Origin of the sequence: Neobacillus drentensis (genome assembly GCF_036962125.1) — a bacterium.
In the GTDB taxonomy this organism is placed as follows: Bacteria; Bacillota; Bacilli; order Bacillales; family Cytobacillaceae; genus Neobacillus; species Neobacillus drentensis_B.
In genome coordinates this window covers 1-19,411 of sequence record NZ_JBALOA010000002.1, presented here as the reverse complement: position 1 = coordinate 19,411, position 19,411 = coordinate 1, and the positions used below count along the sequence as shown (strand labels likewise).

General features: G+C 37.3%; 22 protein-coding genes. 9 read left to right on the top strand and 13 right to left on the bottom strand.

Annotation, left to right across the window (positions count from 1 at the left end; translation table 11 throughout):
• The first annotated feature begins 50 nt into the window (after window positions 1-50).
• Both V7121_RS01060 and V7121_RS01055 read left to right on the top strand, forming a co-directional pair.
• Window positions 51-644, top strand: coding sequence for a xanthine phosphoribosyltransferase (locus V7121_RS01060; protein WP_335493933.1), 594 nt, complete (start codon window positions 51-53; stop codon window positions 642-644).
• Entirely contained in the window at window positions 644-1,957 is a 1,314-nt protein-coding gene (locus V7121_RS01055; protein WP_335493934.1) for a nucleobase:cation symporter-2 family protein, read from the top strand. Before V7121_RS01060 ends, V7121_RS01055 begins: the two co-directional genes overlap by 1 nt.
• Before the next feature lie 41 nt (window positions 1,958-1,998).
• On the opposite strand, the gene V7121_RS01050 is transcribed toward V7121_RS01055, so the two are convergent.
• Together V7121_RS01050 and V7121_RS01045 are read right to left on the bottom strand one after the other, a co-directional pair.
• Complete coding sequence (locus V7121_RS01050; protein ID WP_335545444.1) at window positions 1,999-2,220, bottom strand: spore germination protein; 222 nt, start codon at window positions 2,218-2,220, stop codon at window positions 1,999-2,001.
• A gap of 74 nt (window positions 2,221-2,294) precedes the next feature.
• Complete coding sequence (locus tag V7121_RS01045) at window positions 2,295-2,771, bottom strand: hypothetical protein (RefSeq protein ID WP_335493937.1); 477 nt, start codon at window positions 2,769-2,771, stop codon at window positions 2,295-2,297.
• Window positions 2,772-3,133: 362 nt separating this feature from the next.
• Between V7121_RS01045 and V7121_RS01040 the strand changes: the two genes are divergently transcribed.
• The 5 genes from V7121_RS01040 (at window position 3,134) to V7121_RS01020 (ending at window position 8,279) form a co-directional block, all read left to right on the top strand.
• Window positions 3,134-4,033 (top strand): putative selenate ABC transporter substrate-binding protein, encoded by a 900-nt coding sequence (locus V7121_RS01040; RefSeq protein WP_335493938.1) that lies wholly within the window; start codon window positions 3,134-3,136, stop codon window positions 4,031-4,033.
• 14 nt (window positions 4,034-4,047) lie between these two features.
• Window positions 4,048-4,800 (top strand): phosphonate ABC transporter ATP-binding protein, encoded by a 753-nt coding sequence (locus V7121_RS01035; RefSeq protein ID WP_335493940.1) that lies wholly within the window; start codon window positions 4,048-4,050, stop codon window positions 4,798-4,800.
• A gap of 1 nt (window position 4,801) precedes the next feature.
• Window positions 4,802-6,439, top strand: a complete 1,638-nt coding sequence (locus tag V7121_RS01030) for a PhnE/PtxC family ABC transporter permease (protein ID WP_335493942.1) — start codon at window positions 4,802-4,804, stop codon at window positions 6,437-6,439.
• Between the two features lie 269 nt (window positions 6,440-6,708).
• Window positions 6,709-7,881: an MFS transporter gene (locus tag V7121_RS01025; protein WP_335493944.1), complete on the top strand. Its 1,173-nt coding sequence runs from the start codon at window positions 6,709-6,711 to the stop codon at window positions 7,879-7,881.
• 71 nt (window positions 7,882-7,952) lie between these two features.
• On the top strand, window positions 7,953-8,279 hold the full coding sequence (locus V7121_RS01020) for a hypothetical protein (protein ID WP_335493946.1): 327 nt from the start codon (window positions 7,953-7,955) through the stop codon (window positions 8,277-8,279).
• 89 nt (window positions 8,280-8,368) lie between these two features.
• Here V7121_RS01020 and V7121_RS01015 read toward each other — a convergent pair whose 3' ends face one another.
• The 9 genes from V7121_RS01015 to V7121_RS00975 all read right to left on the bottom strand — a co-directional run bounded on the left by V7121_RS01015 (window position 8,369) and on the right by V7121_RS00975 (window position 15,539).
• Window positions 8,369-8,743: a hypothetical protein gene (locus V7121_RS01015; protein ID WP_335493948.1), complete on the bottom strand. Its 375-nt coding sequence runs from the start codon at window positions 8,741-8,743 to the stop codon at window positions 8,369-8,371.
• Between the two features lie 17 nt (window positions 8,744-8,760).
• On the bottom strand, window positions 8,761-10,242 hold the full coding sequence (locus tag V7121_RS01010) for an FTR1 family iron permease (protein WP_335493950.1): 1,482 nt from the start codon (window positions 10,240-10,242) through the stop codon (window positions 8,761-8,763).
• 482 nt (window positions 10,243-10,724) lie between these two features.
• The gene (locus V7121_RS01005) at window positions 10,725-11,138 is read right to left on the bottom strand and encodes an Hsp20/alpha crystallin family protein (protein WP_335545442.1); all 414 of its coding nucleotides are present in this window, start codon (window positions 11,136-11,138) and stop codon (window positions 10,725-10,727) included.
• Window positions 11,139-11,150: 12 nt separating this feature from the next.
• Window positions 11,151-11,393, bottom strand: a complete 243-nt coding sequence (locus V7121_RS01000) for a spore germination protein (protein WP_335493953.1) — start codon at window positions 11,391-11,393, stop codon at window positions 11,151-11,153.
• Window positions 11,394-11,412: 19 nt separating this feature from the next.
• Complete coding sequence (locus V7121_RS00995) at window positions 11,413-11,679, bottom strand: spore germination protein (RefSeq protein ID WP_335493955.1); 267 nt, start codon at window positions 11,677-11,679, stop codon at window positions 11,413-11,415.
• A gap of 226 nt (window positions 11,680-11,905) precedes the next feature.
• The gene (locus V7121_RS00990) at window positions 11,906-13,216 is read right to left on the bottom strand and encodes a hemolysin family protein (protein WP_335493957.1); all 1,311 of its coding nucleotides are present in this window, start codon (window positions 13,214-13,216) and stop codon (window positions 11,906-11,908) included.
• Between the two features lie 69 nt (window positions 13,217-13,285).
• Window positions 13,286-13,699, bottom strand: coding sequence for a MerR family transcriptional regulator (locus V7121_RS00985; RefSeq protein ID WP_335493959.1), 414 nt, complete (start codon window positions 13,697-13,699; stop codon window positions 13,286-13,288).
• A 149-nt stretch (window positions 13,700-13,848) separates the two neighbouring features.
• Window positions 13,849-14,589: a type I methionyl aminopeptidase gene (map, locus tag V7121_RS00980; protein WP_335493961.1), complete on the bottom strand. Its 741-nt coding sequence runs from the start codon at window positions 14,587-14,589 to the stop codon at window positions 13,849-13,851.
• 149 nt (window positions 14,590-14,738) lie between these two features.
• On the bottom strand, window positions 14,739-15,539 hold the full coding sequence (locus V7121_RS00975) for a hypothetical protein (protein ID WP_335493962.1): 801 nt from the start codon (window positions 15,537-15,539) through the stop codon (window positions 14,739-14,741).
• A gap of 160 nt (window positions 15,540-15,699) precedes the next feature.
• Here V7121_RS00975 and V7121_RS00970 point away from each other — a divergent pair, with 160 nt between their 5' ends.
• Window positions 15,700-17,046 carry a D-serine ammonia-lyase gene (locus V7121_RS00970; protein ID WP_335545440.1) on the top strand — a complete coding sequence of 449 codons (1,347 nt, stop codon included), beginning with the start codon at window positions 15,700-15,702 and terminating at the stop codon, window positions 17,044-17,046.
• Window positions 17,047-17,649 (top strand): VanZ family protein, encoded by a 603-nt coding sequence (locus V7121_RS00965; RefSeq protein WP_335493965.1) that lies wholly within the window; start codon window positions 17,047-17,049, stop codon window positions 17,647-17,649.
• 20 nt (window positions 17,650-17,669) lie between these two features.
• On the opposite strand, the gene V7121_RS00960 is transcribed toward V7121_RS00965, so the two are convergent.
• Both V7121_RS00960 and V7121_RS00955 read right to left on the bottom strand, forming a co-directional pair.
• The gene (locus V7121_RS00960) at window positions 17,670-19,028 is read right to left on the bottom strand and encodes an arsenic transporter (RefSeq protein ID WP_335545438.1); all 1,359 of its coding nucleotides are present in this window, start codon (window positions 19,026-19,028) and stop codon (window positions 17,670-17,672) included.
• Between the two features lie 176 nt (window positions 19,029-19,204).
• On the bottom strand, window positions 19,205-19,411 hold a 207-nt coding region (locus tag V7121_RS00955), incomplete at its 5' end, for a hypothetical protein (RefSeq protein WP_335545437.1).

Sequence of the window (19,411 nt, the reverse complement as noted above, 5' to 3'; positions counted from 1 at the left end):
GTGAGGTCATGATCTTCGGGCTTTTTATTTTATACTAAGGAGATTTAAACATGAGATTACTAGAAGAGAAAATCAGCAAAGACGGCAGGGTCCTATCGGAAAATGTTTTAAAGGTCGATTCCTTTTTAAACCACCGAATTGACCCCCAGTTAATGCTTGAAATTGGCAAAGAGTTTGCGAGAATTTTTGCTGGAGAAGAAATTACAAAAATTGTGACGATCGAATCCTCAGGTATAGCCCCTGCAGTTATGGCTGGTTTACAGATGAACGTTCCCGTCATCTTCGCAAGGAAACGCAAATCTTTGACACTGGTCGATGACTTGCTGACAGCAACCGTTTATTCTTTTACAAAAAATGAAACAAACGAAATTTCCATTTCGAATAAATATGTAGATAAAAGTGATCGAGTTCTCATCATTGATGATTTCCTTGCGAATGGGGAAGCCGCACTTGGATTAGTGAAAATGGTTCAACAAAGCGGTGCGAAAGTGGCCGGAATTGGAATTGTTATCGAGAAGTCTTTTCAACAAGGGGCAAAAAAGTTGCATGATCTTGGTATTAGGGTTGAATCATTAGCTAGGATTGCCTCGCTTGCAAATGGAGAAGTGACATATATTAAAGAAAATGTGGAGGAATTAATCTAATGAAACAACATCCTTTTAAAATAGCCTCGTTAGGTATTCAACATGTATTAGCCATGTATGCTGGAGCGATCATCGTCCCGCTAATCGTCGGCGGTGCACTTAAGTTTTCGGGGGAACAACTAACCTACCTGGTTTCCATTGATATCTTCATGTGTGGAATAGCGACTATTTTACAAGTTTGGCAGAATCGCTTTTTCGGAGTGGGATTACCGATTGTCCTAGGCTGCACATTTACTGCAGTTGGACCAATGATAGCCATCGGCGGGCAGTTTGGTGTCTCTGCCATATATGGCTCGATTCTTATTTCTGGGCTCATTGTTATAGTTATTTCTCAATTCTTCGGAAAGTTAATAAAGTTTTTCCCTCCAGTTGTTACAGGTTCAGTAGTGACTATTATTGGGATTACCCTGATTCCTGTCGCCATGAATAACATCGCTGGCGGTCAAGGCAGCCCTGATTTTGGCAGCCTGTCAAATATCAGTTTAGCTTTCGGAACCTTACTTTTTATCATCTTTCTTTACCGATTTACAAAAGGTTTTACTCGCTCGATCTCAATATTATTAGGATTAATTGGTGGGACACTTGCTGCTACCATTATGGGAAAGGTAAATTTCTCAGCCGTAGCCGATGCTTCTTGGTTCCATATGGTGAAGCCATTTTATTTTGGTACACCTACCTTCGAATGGACTCCGATTCTTACCATGACTCTCGTTGCCATTGTCAGTCTGGTTGAATCAACTGGTGTATATTTCGCTTTAAGTGATATCACTGGGAAAAAATTAACGGAAAAAGATTTGTCAAGAGGCTATCGGGCTGAGGGTCTTGCAAGTATTATCGGGGCTATCTTTAATGCATTTCCATACACCACCTTTTCTCAAAACGTTGGACTTGTCCAGCTTTCAGGTGTAAAGACCAAAAACGTTATTTATACTATGGGCGGCATGTTAGTATTCCTTGGATTCATCCCAAAAATCGCTGCGTTTACGACGGTAATTCCGACACCTGTGCTTGGTGGTGCAATGGTCGCAATGTTTGGGATGGTCATCGCCTATGGAATAAAAATGTTAGGTAATGTCGATTTTGCTTCACAAGAAAACCTATTGATTATTGCTTGTTCTGTTGGGATGGGAATGGGTGTGACGGCTGTACCTGATATGTTTTCTCACTTACCAGAAGGGGTAAAAATCCTAACCAGCAGCGGGATCGTAACCGGAAGCCTTACTGCTATCTTTCTAAACATCGTTTTCAATGTTTCAAAGTCAACCAAGAAACTTAATCAAATGAATAAAGTAAATAATCAAACAGCATCTTAAAAAGCCAAAAGACGATACTTATTCAGGTATCGTCTTTATTTCTAATTATTCTTAGTTTTAATTAAATCAAAAATTTTCGATATCGTCCTTTGTGTTGTTGAACTTAGTCCAGAACTCGAATTCACAGATGTGCCTGTATTATCACTTCCAGAACCAGAGGTTGTCGTTGTGATCGTAATGGGAGCTATACATTGAGCTCCTCCAAAGTTTACAATTCCGCCAGAAATGGTACCAATGGATATTCCATCTTGATTTGAAGCCAAGTTTTCCACCCTTCCATTCTTTTATTACTATTATATGGACAAGGTGTTCTGCATGTTAAAACATTTTTAGGAGATTACTTTGGAGAAGAACATGCTTTCAGTTCTAATTTGCAAATCCACTTGTAATATCCTAATAAAATTAACAGTAATATTGGATCAAGTATGGCAGCATGCCACAGTTTCCACCATCCATAATGAAAGTATCCCCAAGGAGCAGGAAGTAAAGCGATTGCTTCATAAATCAAAATACCAATAGTGAAAAGGGCTAGATAAATAAGTTTGTTGATAACTTTTGATTTAAATGGATACCAATTTAAAAATATCATATTGGCAGGTGGAACTAAAAAGACATGTGGAAGGATTCCTTCCCAATCAATTCCTTTGTCAAAATACCAATAACCATGAAATTTGAATTCAATAAATATATCAAAGAGGACTTGAAAGGCAATGGTAAATGTCCAGATCTGAACAGTTTGATTTCCGGTTAGGATCTTATTCTTCTTAAATGCGAGATAATTAAATAAGATAATGGCTATGAGTAATCCAATCATATCTTTTTCCTTTTTTTCTTTAAATTACCCATACCTACTGGTTTATTATACACTTGATGAAAAAAGGCTTTTGAAGGACAAATCATTATTTCCATTTGCGGACTGCGATAAAGGTGTGGTATGTCGAAAAATGGTCACAATTAACAATTGAATAGCCTAAATTGAACCCCTGCATCCTTGTAAGGGTTTTTCTTGATTTCATGGGGTTTATAGTGTAATTTTGATTGTTTACTATCGATAAAACCGATAGTTTAAAATACTATAAATCGATTTAATGAATTTATTACTATCCATCATTTAAGTATAATCTTAAAAGTAAAGGAATTCTCCTCTATTTAAATCATAACTAAGGTGGAATTATTGTGAAGAAATGGCTTTCTAGTCTTATACTTGTTATGCTTATCTTTTCATTGGCCGCATGTGGGCAAACAAATGAAAAAACAAATGAAGGAAAAAAAGAAACCTCATCAAAAGAGGTGTTTAAGATTGGTGCAATCCCTGACCAAAATGCGGCAGATTTAGATAAAGGTATGACTGCAGTAGCTAAATATCTTAGTGAAAAAACTGGAATGAAGGTTGAATTTGTACCTTCAGTTGATTATGCCGCACTAGTAACCGGCTTTCAACGCGGTGAAATTCATATGGCTTGGTTTGGCGGCTTAACAAGCGTACAAGCAAGAAACCTTGTTCCTGATGCTGAATCCATTGTGCAACGACCACGGGACGCGGAATTCCATTCTGTTTTTATTACTCAATCCAATGAAAATATTACCAAACTTGAAGATCTAAAAGGAAAGTCGTTTACTTTTGGAAGTGAAAGCTCAACTTCCGGCCACTTAATGCCGCGTTACTTTTTATCTGAAGCTGGCATTGATGCCAATAAAGATTTTGATGGCAAACCTAATTTCTCTGGTTCCCATGATACAACCTATAAATTAGTAGAATCGGGTGCCTTTAAAGCCGGTGCCTTAAATGAAGCCGTTTGGGAGGCTGCTGTTAAAGAAGGCAAAGTGGATACAAAAAAAGTAAAGGTATTTTACACCACACCTGCTTATTTCGACTATAACTGGACAATTAATAGTAATGTCGAAGATGTTTTTGGTAAAGGTACGAAAACAAAAGTAAAAGATGCTCTTCTCTCCATTACTGGTGAGCAAAAAGATATTGCAGACTTATTCCAAACAGACAGCTTTGTCGAAACAAATAACGATAATTATAAAAAGATTGAACAGGTGGCAAAGGAATTACAGATTATAAAGTAGAAGGTGTCGCTGACATGACTTCAAGAACCATGATTGAAGCAAAAAATATATCAAAATATTTTGAGGGGAAGATAGCCTTATCTTCCCTTTCTTTTTCTATTCAGCAAGGGGAAATGGTCGCGTTAATTGGACCAAGTGGTGCTGGGAAAACAACATTATTAAATTCAATTGCTGGAATAATTCCTTTCCAAAATGGTGAGCTTTTGATTGATAGCCGATCGATTTCCTCCTATAAAAAAGGGAAAGTTTTTGCCAAAAAGGTCGGTGTAATTAGGCAACAATTTGACTTGATTGGCTCCATAGCGGTAATCCATAATGTTTTAGCTGGTCGATTAGCTGACTGGAGCCTTTTCAAATCCCTCCTCTCCTTTCTAGTTCCGCAAGAAAAAGGGATGGCCTTAAAAGCACTTGAAAAAGTCGGACTTAGCGATAAGATGTATGAAATTACCTCCACTTTGTCCGGAGGTGAACAGCAGCGTGTTGCCATGGCGAGATTAATAGTCCAAAAACCTGAAGTCATTTTGGCGGACGAGCCAGTCGCTTCTTTAGACCCTGCAAGGGCAGAAGATGTCTTAGAAATGATGATAAAATTCGTTGCGGAAGAAAAACAAACATTAATAGCCAGCTTGCATTCCGTCGAATACGCACGTAAATATTTTACAAGAATTATCGCTCTTAAAAATGGCGAAATCCAATTTGATTTACCGACGGAAAAAGTAACGGATGACTTGTTAGCTAACCTTTATCGACTAAAGGAGCAAGAGTAAAATGTTAAGACAAGTATCAGTAGTTGGCAGATATAATCGACTCATTCTTACTTTACTATTAACCGCCATTTTCGTTTGGAGCTTGTTTTCGATTCATTGGAATTCAGATCTCTTCCATGCGGGTGGGATTCCAACGATGCTGCAAATTGTTGAAGGACTCATTCGCCCTGATTTGTCCACAGAAGTGTTGATGAAAGGGCTTGAAGCCGCATGGATTACGCTTGCCTATGCTGTTGCTGGAATGTCCTTGGCTGTTATTTATGCGCTGATTGTTGGCATTCTTGCTTCTGGCACATTAACAACTAACAGAGTTTCCCGTTTAATTTCAAAAGTATTTTTTAGAGGTATATTAGGGTTTACTCGTTCGATTCATGAGTTAATTTGGGCATGGCTTTTCGTTGCTGCAGTAGGTCTATCCCCTTATGCAGCTATTTTTGCTTTGGCAATTCCGTATGGAGGTATCCTAGGTCGTATTTTTGCTGATATGTTAAACGATGTCGCTCAGGAGCCAATTACGGCCTTAAAAAGTACCGGTGCTTCTAAACTTCAAATCTTATTTTACGGCTACCTTCCATTAATTTGGGCAGATATGATTAGCTATACTATGTACCGATTTGAATGTGCGATTCGCTCTTCTGCGATTATGAGTTTTATCGGTCTTGGCGGTTTAGGGTATCAAATTCAATTGTCACTGGCTGATTTGAATTATGATCAGGTATGGTCCTATGTTTATTTTCTAATTGCACTTGTCCTTCTGGTCGATATCTGGAGCAATTTTGTTAGAAAAGGTTTGACTGAACAAAAACGTCGAAAAGGTTTCAGTACTGGCTGGCGCTCCTCTCTCTTTGCCTTATTATTGATCATCTGCTCCTGGGTATTTATTACCGTCAGTGAGCATGCTAATTTGTTTGAATTGTTGTCAGATAAAAATATCCAATATGCGAAAAAGTTCTTTGGTGGTCTTATCGGGGTAAATGAGAAACATCCAGCCTTCCTAGATGGTGGAAGTTGGTCAGCCGCATTAAAGCTCACACTCGAAACACTGGAAATGAGCTTGATCGCGATTGGATTTGCCACAATAGCTGCATTCTTAACCGTGATACCAGCCGCTCGAAATATCGCAAATGGAAGTTTAACATCCTCAAAAAGGTGGTATAGCTGGGTTCTTTATGGATTCGTTCGGCTCACATATATATTTTCCCGTTCTGTCCCTGAACTAGTTTGGGCGATGATGATTATATTTATTTTCAAGCCTGGGATTTTGCCTGGAGCGATCGCTCTTGCACTCCATAATTTTGGAATCCTCGGGAAGCTATGGGCTGAGGTCATCGAGGATATGGACCCTCGGCCTATCCGAAATTTAGCTTCCGCAGGGGCATCGAACATTCAGATCTTCTTTTACGGTATCCTGCCTACAGTTATGCCACGATTTCTCACGTATATTCTCTATCGGTGGGAGGTCATTATGAGGACGACAATTGTCGTTGGTTTTGTCGGAGCCGGAGGACTTGGTATGGAATTTAAGCTTGCCATGAGCTATTTCCAATATACAGAAATCACCCTATTGCTGCTTTGCTATATGATCCTTGTTGTTATTGCTGACTTTGCATCCGAGAGTACGAGAAAGGCCGTTAAATAAAAGAGGAACACCTTCCCTGTGGAACGGTGTTTTTTTGTCTTTCTTTGCTTTTAAAAGACATACTATCATCTGCTAGCACACTGCTTAATCAACACTATCAATCGGATAGGTAGCTGATGGTGTCAATTCCATCCATTGCATACTCTTACAGCCAAAGGAAATAATTGAATCATGAGACTTGTTTTCATATAAACTTTTACCTTATTCTATAGGTATGGAAAAAGTTAGTATTATACCGACTTTAAAAGTCAACTAGGAGTGAAAATGCTTTGCAATCAAAGTCCGCTTTACCGGTTTTATTTGTAGTGATGTTTTTGGTCATGGTAGGGTTTGGAATTATCATTCCAGTTTTACCCTTCTATGCTGAAGAAATTGGGGCCAATCCCACGGAATTAGGTTTGTTAATGGCCGTCTATTCTCTCATGCAGCTTATCTTTGCTCCACTTTGGGGTCAAGTTTCAGACCGGATTGGGCGCAAACCTGTGATGATGATTGGGATTGCTGGGCTGGGTTTATCCTTCTTAATTCAAGCTATGTCTACCGAGCTTTGGATGTTATTTGCGGCAAGAATTATTGGCGGCATCCTTTCTTCAGCCAATATGCCAACCGCAATGGCCTACGTCGCTGATATAACCACGGAGGAGAATCGTAGCAAGGGAATGGGAATTGTTGGTGCAGCAACAGGCTTAGGCTTTGTATTCGGACCTGCAATTGGCGGGATTTTTTCAAAATTCAGCTTGAATATGCCCTTTTATCTTGCGAGTGGATCATCCTTCATTACATTGATTCTTGTTTTTCTTTTACTAAAAGAATCAAAACAGATTAAAGCAGTGGTTACCCAAGACAAACCCTCTTTTTGGAAGGCATTTAGTGGTGCTGTTACCGTCCTATATTTGGTGCAATTATTAATTTCCTTATCTCTTTCTGGTTTAGAAGCTACGTTTGCTTACTTTGCCGCTAAAAAAGCAGATCTTGGTGCCATTCAACTTGGTTACATTTTTATGATTATGGGGTTTGCAAGTGCGATTGTCCAAGGTGGCTTGGTTGGTAGGTTGACTAAGAAATACGGTGAAACGATGGTGATCCAAGGGGGGATTATTGTTTCAGCGCTTGGATTTGGTTTGATTTTATTGGTGGATAGTTTTGCAACTGCGGCTATTTATATAACGATTTTTGGTTTAGGGAATGGTGTAATTCGTCCAAGTGTCTCTTCTCTCATTACAAAAACGTCCAGTGCGGGCTATGGAAGTTCAACTGGGCTTCTATCTTCCTTTGATTCTCTAGGAAGAATTATTGGTCCCCCGCTCGGTGGGTGGCTGTTTTCAATGGCGATTGGCCTCCCTTATATTTCAGGTGTGATTATTTCAATTGCAGCATTAATTCTATTTCTACTTTTTCGCCCACAGACCGCTACTGTGAAAACAACCGATATTCAGAACTAATCAATTGGCATATGTTTTTAGGACATGCATAAAATGGGTTACGAGGACGAAGTGAAAAAGGAGCCCAATGTATGAAATTAAAAACCTTCATTAGTATGAGTTTCCTATTGGTTACCTTAGGCTTTGCTGCCTATCTTGATTCACCCTACTCATTTATTAATAAAGATTATGCCTATTCTGCCGATCAACCTGTTATGGCACAGCCACTTGAAGTCGAGCCTTCTAGCGATATTCCAGTGTTGGAGGAAAAACTAGAGAAAGTTGAAAAAGTGGATGGCTATATCGTCGAGACGTACCAAGAGTATGAGGTATATAAAGACAAAGATGGAAATGTACTAAAAAGTGAGCCAACTGGAAAAATAGACACGCTGCAATATTGGAATGATCAACAACAATAATGATTTAACTTAGGCCTGCAAGGAAGGTACTGCTTTCCTTGCAGGCCAAAAAAGAGACTTTTAAAAAGTCTCTTTTTTATGGATTAAGATTATTTTGTTTTTTCTTCTAATTCTTTCAAAGCTTTCGAGAGTTGGTCATTTAAGGAACTTAATGCTGATTGATCAAGTGTAGCTGCTTCTGAACCAGCAATCGTTGGATCAAGATATTTTTCGATTTTTTCATATAGGTCTTTGTTTTCCTTTTTAACATCATCTTCAAATGATGACCACTGATCCTCTAATGTTGGTCCCACTTCTTTTACTTTTCCCTGATCGCCACTTTCAATTGCTTTTGATAACTCCCCTGTCGTTTCTAACATCTTATGAACTCCAACAGAAACCTTACTATCCGCTGAACTACAACCTGCTAAGAGCAAAGCACTTCCAAGACCGAGGGTTAAAACCATTGTTGTTAACTTTTTCATCATCATTCCTACTTTCACTATAAGTTATTGTTTATAATTGCAAGTTTTTGACTTTTATATTTCTTTGCTAATAGGATAATAACTGCTCCAAGAACGAGTCCTATTTGAGGAATCGTACTTTCCCATGTTGGATACAATGCAAAAAATTCTATGCTTGGGATGTTTTCTGAGTTTGTCGATTGGATGAAACCCGCTAATTGAAGGCTGTGTATTCCCATTCCTGTAAATTTAATGCAAAGGTAGAACACGATGACACTCGACACCATAAAGAATGGACGAAGTGGTAATTTCAATCCGACGAATACCATTAAATAGGCCAAAATCCCAAGTATGGCTGCTCCAATCAAAAAGCCGATGATTAATGACTGAAGTTTAATTTGACTTGCCATTCCGATATAAAACAGAACAGTTTCTGTGCCTTCTCTAAAGACCGCTAGAAAGGCTAACACACCTAACGAAACAAGTTTACCTGTGGTTAATGCTGTTTGGCTTTTTTCACGAATATATCTGTTCCAATCAGCGATATTGGATTGGCTATGAAGCCAATAACTCATATACAATAACATCACTGCTGCAAAAACTCCGGTCCATCCACCGATTAAGGCATTATTACTTCCAAACGCCCCTGATGAAATGACGAACTTCACAATCAGTGCAAGAATCATACTAACTCCTAGACCCGAAAATACACCAGTCCAAATCCAGCCTTTTCCCTTCCCGTCGGCTGATTTTTTTACAAACGACATAAGAGCAATGACTACAAGTAATGCTTCTAATCCTTCTCGTATAAGAATCATTGCTGCGTCCCAATAGCTGTAACTCGATTTTTCAGCTAAGGGGGTTAGGTATTTGACCATTTGATTGATTGTTTTATTTGCAGCCTCGAAATTAGGAGGATTTGCTGCAAGCATGGCCTGAATAGTTACTATATCTCTTTCAGAATCACTATAAACGGACGCTGATTGTGAAACAACAACTCCTTCCACGCTTAGCCAGCTGCTGCTGGCCTTTTTAATACCTTCGAGGGCTTCAGCTTGTTTTTGCTCCTTAACTTCATTTTTTGTTTCTTGGAGAAGCAAAATAAAATCCTCTAAAGAAATATCTTCCTTTTTAAAACCAGCTTCTTTAGGATACCCACCACTAACTACCTTTTCATTTACAGCCTTTAACCCCTGTAAAGCTTGTAGAACCTGGTCTTGGTTTTTAATGGTAAGAGCATAGACAACCTTTCCCATATTGGATTCAATATCCCGATAGGCTGTGGCTGAGTCTGCTTTGATCCCTTCCTCAATTTTCCGCCAGGTTTGATTAAATTGGTCATAAGCCTTTTCAGCTTCTGAGAGGTTCCCATTAGATGTAAATTCAATCGCTTTTTCAACTGATTCCTCAGCCAGCATCATATCTTCACTGGAATTTCCTGCTGCATGTACAGGGTTATGAATCCCAATTCCGATTAATAAGAGAATAAAAATTATTTTATGTAATATGTTCTTTCCCATTGGAACCTCCTTATTTGGAATCATTTTAATTGAGAATGAATTTCAATATCATTTTCTTATCTATTATTCTATTTCTTGTGAGAATGATTGTCAATTAAATTTTTTAAAGGATTAGTACAAAAGTTTGAACCTCGATTATTGTCCAGCTCCAAGGCGCTTGCGCTATTTTTTTTAGACTTCAGCGGATTCTTGGAAAAACAGGTACAAACCTTGGTCATTCTCTATTATTGGGTTTCTTGGCTTTTTGGCGGAACTCTTCAGAACTCATAAAGTTCAAAAAGGAGAAGTAAAATGAATATTGATCTTTTAGATTTAAGAGAAAAAAATGGTCACAAAGAAAAATCCATCCTGTTTGGCCGACGAGGTTGGATTAATTATCATTTATATAGATGTTTTTGGCCGCGTCTTTTCTCACGGTCTTTTTTTTTGAGGCTTACTACCTATTACTAACATATGGATTTTTTCTTCTTTTTGTTCAAGAATTAATAATTATGGGATTTTCTAGGATATGATATATGAAGTAGTCCATTATAAATTTGAATATTCATTAAATGCGCCTGTGTTGCCTCCGGAAGTTCAATGACACGTTCAAATTCACCATAAACTCGCTCTCTTCTCATTTCCATTTCAAGAGGTAAAATTGGCTTTATATTGCCATTAATTTTTAAATGTGTATTGGAGATTAAGTTAATAGACAAGTCTTCTTGATTGACCCCAGGTATTTCAATAATAATAAAGTTATAGGTTTCATTTTGATAAATATCAAATTTAGGTTTACAGGTCTCTTCTTTAAAAAATTCATCAGGATGTTTTTGCTTAAGTACGTTAGACCAAAAATTACTCTCTCTATAGTCATTAGTAATTTCTAGCCATTTTCTCATTTTTTCTATATCCATCTTAATCCTCCTTTATAATTGATTGGCAATAGGCATCGATGGATTAGCGATTTGATCCTGATCACTGATATCTGGATCTAGATTACCTGAGCTCATAAGAGAAGAGGCTGGTGAAAAATCGCCTAAAGAAAAATTAGCACCTACAAATTTGCTATTAGCCGTGTGACTGTTATGGACGGTTGGTCCTATATCAACATTTCCATTTTGGTTAGCTCCATTAATCTTAAAGTTTAAAATATTGATTTGAAATGGCATATCAGATAACTCCTATAATTTAGATTGGCGGTACAAGCGGAATGGCACTATTTACATTCGCAACATCAGAAGTTCCAATGGAAGTTTGATCATTGACATCAGGATCATTTAATAGGTTTTCCATCATCGCCTCAGTCGGTGAAGTATCTCCATATGAAGCATTTATTCCTTGTGATTTTGTATTAGAAGTAGGACTATTATGAGATGCCTCCCCAATCGTGATGGAACCATTACCCGAGATACTGTTGATTTTTAAATAATATAAATTGATTACAACCGATGGCATCTTTAACACCTTTCTATCCTTTGGCTTATTGATACTATATGTGATAGGCTGCCTATAGGTTACTCATGGGAATCTGTATGAACATTTTCATGTTCGTGTGCACATTTACCCACAGTGTAAGCAATCCTTTAATATCCTCACGTTAATTTCAGCATCTTTACCTACATTCATGAGCAATTGCCACTATAAATAAAAACTCCCTCTTGATAAGACAAGAGGGAGTGGTTTAAGCGATCGATTCTTGTTTGGCAATTCTTAAAATTTCTAGAGATTTAATGTGGTAACCATCAATTTCGAGCACTTTAAATTCATAATCATCATATCTCACTTTATCGCCTTCAACGACATCCATTTTTTCTGATAAAATCCAGCCGCCAATGGTATCCATATCTGAATTTTCAAGATCGAGACCAAATAAGTCATTGATTTCATCAATCAGAACTTTTCCGTCTACGATAGTCTTGTTTTCACTTATTTTATTGATTTCTGGTACTTCATCAGCATCAAATTCATCACGGATTTCGCCGACAATTTCTTCTAAAATATCTTCGACTGTAACTAATCCTGCAGTACCACCGTATTCATCCATTAGGATGGCCATATGAACACGGTCTTTTTGCATTTTGACAAGTAAATCATGAATGGGAATCGATTCAATTACTTGTATGACTGGACGAACGTATTCTTGAATCGATGTTTCCACATTCTTACCTCTGATATATTCCGTAAAGACTTCTTTCATATTGACCATACCGATGATATTATCCTTTTCACCATCGATCACTGGATACCTTGTGTAGTTTTCTTTCGTCACAATTTGCAGACATTCATTTAAAGACTGCGAAATATCAAAGGCAACAATCTCCGTTCGAGGAACCATGATCTCATTTGCATTTCGATTATCAAATTCAAAGATATTGTTTACATATTTATATTCCGATTGATTAATCTCACCGCTTTTGTAGCTTTCAGAAATAATTATTTGAAGCTCTTCTTCTGAGTGAGCAGCCTCATGCTCCGATGCCGGTTTCAACCCGAAAATTCCAGTAATGAAACGAGCAGAGCCGTTTAGTGCTTTAATAAACGGAAACATGATTTTATAAAAAAGAATCATCGGCCTTGCAAAAAACAAAGTAACCTCTTCTGCTTTTTGTATCGCAAAGGTTTTCGGTGCTAGTTCCCCAACCACCACATGGATAAAGGTTACGGAAGCAAAAGCTAAAATAAATGAAGTAACGCTTGAAATGGATTCAGGCATATTGAAATAACTTAAGAGCGGGTGAAGAATATGTTCAACCGTTGGTTCTCCTAACCACCCTAAACCTAAAGCAGTAACGGTGATACCTAATTGACAAGCTGATAAATATTCATCAAGGTTTGTAACAATTGTTTTCGCGGCAATGGCGTTCTTGTTCCCCTCACTTACGAGTTGATCAATACGTGTACCGCGGATTTTAACAATAGCAAATTCATAAGCCACAAAAAATGCTGTAAAAGCAATTAAAATTGCTATTATTAGTAGATTACTAATGATCAATGGTCTCCTTACTTAATCATTAAGTAAGGAATACACCTCCTGTTATTTTACAAGTTAATATAAAGTCATTTAGCTAAAGAGTAATAATAAGGATTGGGCCAGATTTCGACCTTCTGATGATAGCCTGTTCACAAGCAATTCTTTTTGTTGATGGTTTAATCTTTGTAGAATAGGCTCCATCACATGAATTTCTTCTTTCAAATGCTGCATAATACTAGCAATCTGCTCAAAATGTTTTTCAACCTTTTGTTTATCAAGCGTATTGTCTGACTTCATCATTTCAATCGTGGACTTGATATCCTCTAAAGGTATGTTGAGATTTTTATAATGCTCAATCATATTCAACACTTTTATGCAGTCTTCCCCGTACAATCGATAATTAGATTCCGTCCGAATAGGGTTAAGTAAGCCTATCTGGGTGTAATAATCAATTGTCCGTTTAGAAATATTCTTTAATTTTGCTATTTCACCTATACGATACAACTCCCCAAATTACTCACCCCTTCCAAAATAAATGTTACTATTAATATATCATATTGATAACCGTACAGTCAACGTAACGGTTAGAGCAATGGTTTAGGTCTTATTAAAAATAAAATATAGAACCAAAAAATGGTTCTATATCCGCTTCGTTATCGTGTTAATATAATCGGTCCATTTTTGGTGATGATCATCGTATGTTCGTACTGAGCAACAAAACTTCTTTCCGTGACAAATGTCCAGCCATCATCCAGTTGAAATACTTCTTCATCATGAGTGGAAATAAACGGTTCGAAGGCAATAACCATCCCTTCCTTTAACAAACCATGGTCTGAGGTTTCATTATAATTATAAATATATTCTGGCTGTTCATGGATGGTTCGGCCAATACCATGACCAGTTAAATTTTTAATCACTGTTAATCCATGATTTCTTGCTGTTTGGAAAACTACTTTCCCCATTCCGGTAATTTTGGAACCTGGTTTTGCCTTTTTAAGTCCAGCTTCAAAGGCTTCTTTTGCTACTTCGCAGATTTTAGATAAAATTTCTTCCCCTTCGCCAACAACAATCGAGACGCCTGTATCAGCGAAATAACCGTTTTTGGAGCCGGAAACATCAATATTAACAAGGTCGCCTTCTTTAATGACTCGGTCACTTGGAATTCCATGAGCGACCTCCTCGTTGACACTAATACATGTGTAGCCTGGAAAATCGTATTCGCCTTTTGGAGCAGAAATAGCTCCTTCCTGTTCAAATAACTTTGCAGCTATATCATCGAGTTCTTTCGTAGTAACTCCTGGTACCGCTCTTCTGACTAATTCATCGCGAATCGAAGCAACAATTCGGCCAATTTCTTTTAAGCCGTTAAAATCTTCTTCTGTCTTTGCAATCATTTCTTTTCCCACCTATATAATTGATCTTAAATATTGTTCACCTATTAGATTGTACATTTAAACAAAGGTAAAATCCATGCCTAGCACTTTCTGAGCTTGAAAAAAGCAAAAAATACAGAGCAGTAATCCTGACTCTGTATTTTTTGTATTCATAATGATTTTATTTTCTTGATAAAATTAATCTCAAGTTGAAATTTTTCAAAAATTTCTTTGTACGTGGAATTTATTAATAAGGGGAACAAATTTTCGATGGCTTCTTGATAATCCTGACCTAACGCTTCCCTGAGAAAAACGTATTCATGAAAAAGGAGTGCTTTTTCAAAATCAATTCCTAATTCGTGGAGACCTTTGTACAATTCCTTTTTTGGTATTTTTATAATCTTATTAAAGATTTTGATATTTTTATCAATAAATTTTTCTTCAATATAACGGGTTACATAATCTGTGTACACCATCTGCCCGATTGTATTGGTTTCATTCTTAGTGAAATTGAAGCCAATCACTCGATCTTCTTTATTTTCACGGATGATATACGTTTTACTCCCTCGTAAATGGGTAATAAAATTTTTAACGCTTTTATCAAAAATTTTATCAAACTGAATAATTTTTTGAAGTTTTACGGCAAAATCGGTATGTTCTTCCCCTACTACAAATAGGCGGTCAACAATCGGCAGTAGTCTTAATACCCCCTCTGACAGTTGACTGGAGGCATCATAAATGATGATATCATATTGGTTTTTCATTAATTTCACTTTCCGTTTTTGTTCAGTTAATGATAAGTGTGAAAACTCATGGACAAGCTCGTTTGAGGTCGTTTCTTTTTCTAAGGTCCCATACGAAATAAAAGCTGCAGCTACATTTGTATTTAATTTAAGCCAATTATAGATGGATAAGGCTAATTCAGTCACACCTGATTTTGCTTTTGGAGAATAAAAGCCAACTAAATACATTTCCCTCACATGCCTTTTATATAAATACTATTCAAAAATGAGCTTTGTGTTAAAGATAGCGAACTATTTCACTAATTTTATTATTAAAGCTCCGGCTGAAAAAAGTCATATGATAAAATAAACCTAATCACCAAAATTATTCCAACAACAGAGGTATCCTATGAATAAACTTAATAACCAAGAACTTAAAATTTGGCTCGAAAGTCATCCCATCCCCTTAGTGGAAAAAATGAAATCCTTAGAGGAAGTATTTTGGATCAATCCAAACTTAAAAAATACCCACCAAGGAATCCTTCATTCACCGCTTACTTCGGCAGATATTAAGGATGCAGAGGAAAGATTAGCACGTTTTGCTCCCTATATCTCAAAGGTCTTTCCAGAAACAAAAGCAGATAATGGGATCATTGAGTCTCCATTAGTGAGAATCCCCTCGATGCAGCAAAAGTTAGCCCATCATTTCGGACAATCTATTCCGGGGACATTGCTACTAAAGTGTGATAGTCATCTTCCAATCTCTGGTTCGATAAAGGCCAGAGGTGGGATTTATGAAATACTAAAACATGCAGAAAATCTCGCGCTCTCTCACCATTTACTAACGAAACAGGATAATTATTCAATAATGGCAAGTGAAAGGTTTCAAGCGTTCTTTTCCCAGTATTCGATTGCTGTCGGTTCGACTGGGAATTTAGGATTGAGTATTGGAATTATCAGTGCCAAATTAGGATTTAAGGTAACCGTGCATATGTCCGCGGATGCAAAACAATGGAAAAAGGACTTGCTGCGGAGTAAAAATGTGACAGTGATAGAATATGAAGCGGATTATAGCAAAGCGGTCGAACAAGGGCGCATCCAAGCGGAAGCAGATACGAATTGCTATTTTGTGGATGATGAAAATTCAAGTGATTTATTTTTAGGCTATTCTGTGGCCGCCTCACGGTTGATGAAGCAATTAGATCAGTTAGAAATCCTTGTCGATGAAAACCACCCCTTAATTGTTTATCTTCCATGCGGAGTTGGCGGTGGTCCAGGTGGAGTAGCCTTTGGGTTAAAACAACTGTTTAAAGATCATGTGCACTGTTTCTTTGCAGAACCGACCCATTCCCCCTGTATGGTACTAGGGTTAATGACGGGATTGCATGATCAAATCTCGGTTCAAGACGTCGGAATCGATAATCTAACAGACGCAGACGGCCTTGCTGTTGGCAGACCCTCTGGATTTGTCGGGAAAATAATAGAGCCTTTTCTAAGTGGAAGCTATACGATTAGTGATCAAAACTTATACAAACTTCTTAAGGACCTTGTTGATACGGAGGGAATTTATCTTGAACCTTCTGCACTAGCTGGTATGGCGGGACCTACTTTCTTAAACAGAGATGGAAGCGATTATTTAGAGAAGCATGATTTATCGAAAAAAATGAATAATGCCACGCATATCATTTGGGCAACTGGCGGAAGAATGGTCCCTGCTGAAATGATGCAGGAATATTACCAAAAAGGGACTATTTAAGTGAAAAAAACACTTTTTATTGCATCGTCAATATCTATTGGAATTTTTATTGTTTTATCCCCTGTGTTTATTCGTTTGGTTACCTATTTACACCCCATTGTTTTAATTGTTGTCTTGTTAGGTATTATGTGGATGGTCAGTTTTTTGGTTCTATTATTTAGAAAAGAAACGATTAGTATTCCCTATTCACTTATGTTGTCCTTGATCATTCTGTATACGTTGGCACTGGTGATTTTATTATTTTTTCGACCAAATGAGCAAAACTATAACACCATGAATCTTGTTCCATTTTCTACAGTTGCTTTTTATTTGTCAGGAAAAGTAAACTGGTTAATTGCCTTTTATAATCTAGCTGCTAATATTGGTTTGTTCATACCTTATGGTATCTTCCTAAGGTTTAGACGGTTTACTCAATGGAAGGCAGTAACGATTGCAGGCTTACTGATCTCATTCATTGAAGTTCTGCAATTATTAACCCATCGCGGCAGTTTGGATATTGACGATTTGATTTTGAACGTTTTTGGGGTTTACCTAGGTCTCATTTTCTTTCCTTTTGTTCGGCAAGTTGTCTATATTCCACTGAAAAAAGGACCCATCAATTGATGAGTCCTTTTTTCGAATAATCATGATGCAAATACAAGCAATAGCCATAAATATAAGCAAATCAGTGTGAAGATCAGTGTGGCAGGGATAACAATGATGGTAACTTTGATATATTCCATCCAAGTGATTTTAATCTTATTCTTTTTTAATATATGCATCCAAAGTAGTGTCGCTAATGTACCAATTGGGAGAATGAGTGATCCGATGTCGCTGCCAATAATGTTGGATAAGTATACGGTTTTCGTTAATAGTGGGGTTAGTCCCATATCTGTCAAGGCAAAAGTTGATATCATTAAGGCCGGATGATTGTTAAAAATATTCGAAAGGAAGGCCGTAATGGCACCCATGGTTAAACTAGCATGGAACAAGCTATCATTCACAATTGGCTTTAGATAGTTTATTAAGAGATTGGATAGTCCAATATTGTGTAATCCATACATAATGACATACATACTAAAGGCAAAAATTAAGATATGCCATGGAATTTTTCCGGCTACATCCTTTGGGTTTACCTTTAAATAGATCCATCTCCAAATTAATAAGATGATGGAACCACATACAGCAACCAATGAGACAGAGATGCCAATAAAGGAAGCTACGAATAAACTTATTCTTACTAAGAATACAAAGATGAGCATCTTGATCATGAGATTCTTTTGTTGATTAAATAAATTTTCAGCCCCTTGTTGTAGTGGATGGTATGGGCGGTTTTTTTGCAGTGGGATTGAGAAGGAGTGGAAGCGAATTTCTTTCGGAATGTTTTTCTTGAAGACTAGGAACAATAAATAGGATAAAAATAGTAATCCCAACACCCCAGGAACAAACATCATTTCCGTTTGAAGATACAAATCCATTCCAATAATTTTAAGTGCGATGAGGTTAACAATATTACTAACACCGATTGGAGCACTTGAGGCTGTCGCAATTAAAGCACCACTTAATAGGAACGGGATTTTTTGACGATTTTTTAACTTTAGGTTATTTAATATTAAAATCAATATCGGTGTTGTAATTAAAATACTTCCATCATTATTAAAAAATAGAGTCATCAAAAAGCAGAGTAACAAGGTATTCCAAAATAACCGGAGTCCAGACCCCTTTGAGATTTTTAACATTAAAGCGGCTGTCCAACTAAAAAATCCAAAACTTTCGAGTACGATAGCCATAACGATTGTGGCTATGATGGTAATGGCAGCCCCCGTAACCTTTGAGCTAATATCAAGTAAATCCGCAATCGAAACGCTTCCACTAATAAAGACGAGAATGGCTCCTAATGTAGCTGGGATTGCTTCGTTCATATTTTTTGGACGGATAAAGATCAGAACCATTGTTAGGATAAAAGCAAAGATGGTGATAATTACCGTCGATTGATGATACATAAAAATTTATTTACTCCCTTCACTTAAGTTTCCTTCTTCATTTTCCGTTTTTTTTATTCTTGTCCCTTGCTTCATAGTACGTCCCACTGTGAAGGCTTGTTCTAAACGAATGTCTCGTAGATGGATAAATCAGCATTCATCTAGAAAAATTAATAGAAAGGTGTCTGGTTTTTTACCTATTTTTTAAAATATAGACGCTTGTCCCTGAAGTTTTTAAGTTTATTTTCAAAAAAATAGACAAAAAAAACCGATACTTTGAAAGTATCGGTTTTAAGCTGGTTAATGTTTTTTACCTTTTGGACCTTTAGGACCTTTTTTTCCCTTGCTTCCATGGCTTCCAGAGCTTCCACTGCCTGAGCTTCCGCTGCCTGAGCTTCCGCTGC

What these genes read in the sequence shown, in the direction of transcription:
- V7121_RS01060 (WP_335493933.1), top strand. Translation starts at nt 51, where the DNA reads ATGAGATTACTAGAAGAGAAAATCAGCAAAGACGGCAGGGTCCTATCG.
- V7121_RS01055 (WP_335493934.1), top strand. Translation starts at nt 644, where the DNA reads ATGAAACAACATCCTTTTAAAATAGCCTCGTTAGGTATTCAACATGTA.
- V7121_RS01045 (WP_335493937.1), bottom strand. Translation starts at nt 2,771, where the DNA reads ATGATTGGATTACTCATAGCCATTATCTTATTTAATTATCTCGCATTT.
- V7121_RS01035 (WP_335493940.1), top strand. Translation starts at nt 4,048, where the DNA reads ATGACTTCAAGAACCATGATTGAAGCAAAAAATATATCAAAATATTTT.
- V7121_RS01030 (WP_335493942.1), top strand. Translation starts at nt 4,802, where the DNA reads ATGTTAAGACAAGTATCAGTAGTTGGCAGATATAATCGACTCATTCTT.
- V7121_RS01020 (WP_335493946.1), top strand. Translation starts at nt 7,953, where the DNA reads ATGAAATTAAAAACCTTCATTAGTATGAGTTTCCTATTGGTTACCTTA.
- V7121_RS01015 (WP_335493948.1), bottom strand. Translation starts at nt 8,743, where the DNA reads ATGAAAAAGTTAACAACAATGGTTTTAACCCTCGGTCTTGGAAGTGCT.
- V7121_RS01010 (WP_335493950.1), bottom strand. Translation starts at nt 10,242, where the DNA reads ATGGGAAAGAACATATTACATAAAATAATTTTTATTCTCTTATTAATC.
- V7121_RS01005 (WP_335545442.1), bottom strand. Translation starts at nt 11,138, where the DNA reads ATGGATATAGAAAAAATGAGAAAATGGCTAGAAATTACTAATGACTAT.
- V7121_RS01000 (WP_335493953.1), bottom strand. Translation starts at nt 11,393, where the DNA reads ATGCCATTTCAAATCAATATTTTAAACTTTAAGATTAATGGAGCTAAC.
- V7121_RS00995 (WP_335493955.1), bottom strand. Translation starts at nt 11,679, where the DNA reads ATGCCATCGGTTGTAATCAATTTATATTATTTAAAAATCAACAGTATC.
- map (WP_335493961.1), bottom strand. Translation starts at nt 14,589, where the DNA reads ATGATTGCAAAGACAGAAGAAGATTTTAACGGCTTAAAAGAAATTGGC.
- V7121_RS00975 (WP_335493962.1), bottom strand. Translation starts at nt 15,539, where the DNA reads ATGTATTTAGTTGGCTTTTATTCTCCAAAAGCAAAATCAGGTGTGACT.
- V7121_RS00970 (WP_335545440.1), top strand. Translation starts at nt 15,700, where the DNA reads ATGAATAAACTTAATAACCAAGAACTTAAAATTTGGCTCGAAAGTCAT.
- V7121_RS00960 (WP_335545438.1), bottom strand. Translation starts at nt 19,028, where the DNA reads ATGTATCATCAATCGACGGTAATTATCACCATCTTTGCTTTTATCCTA.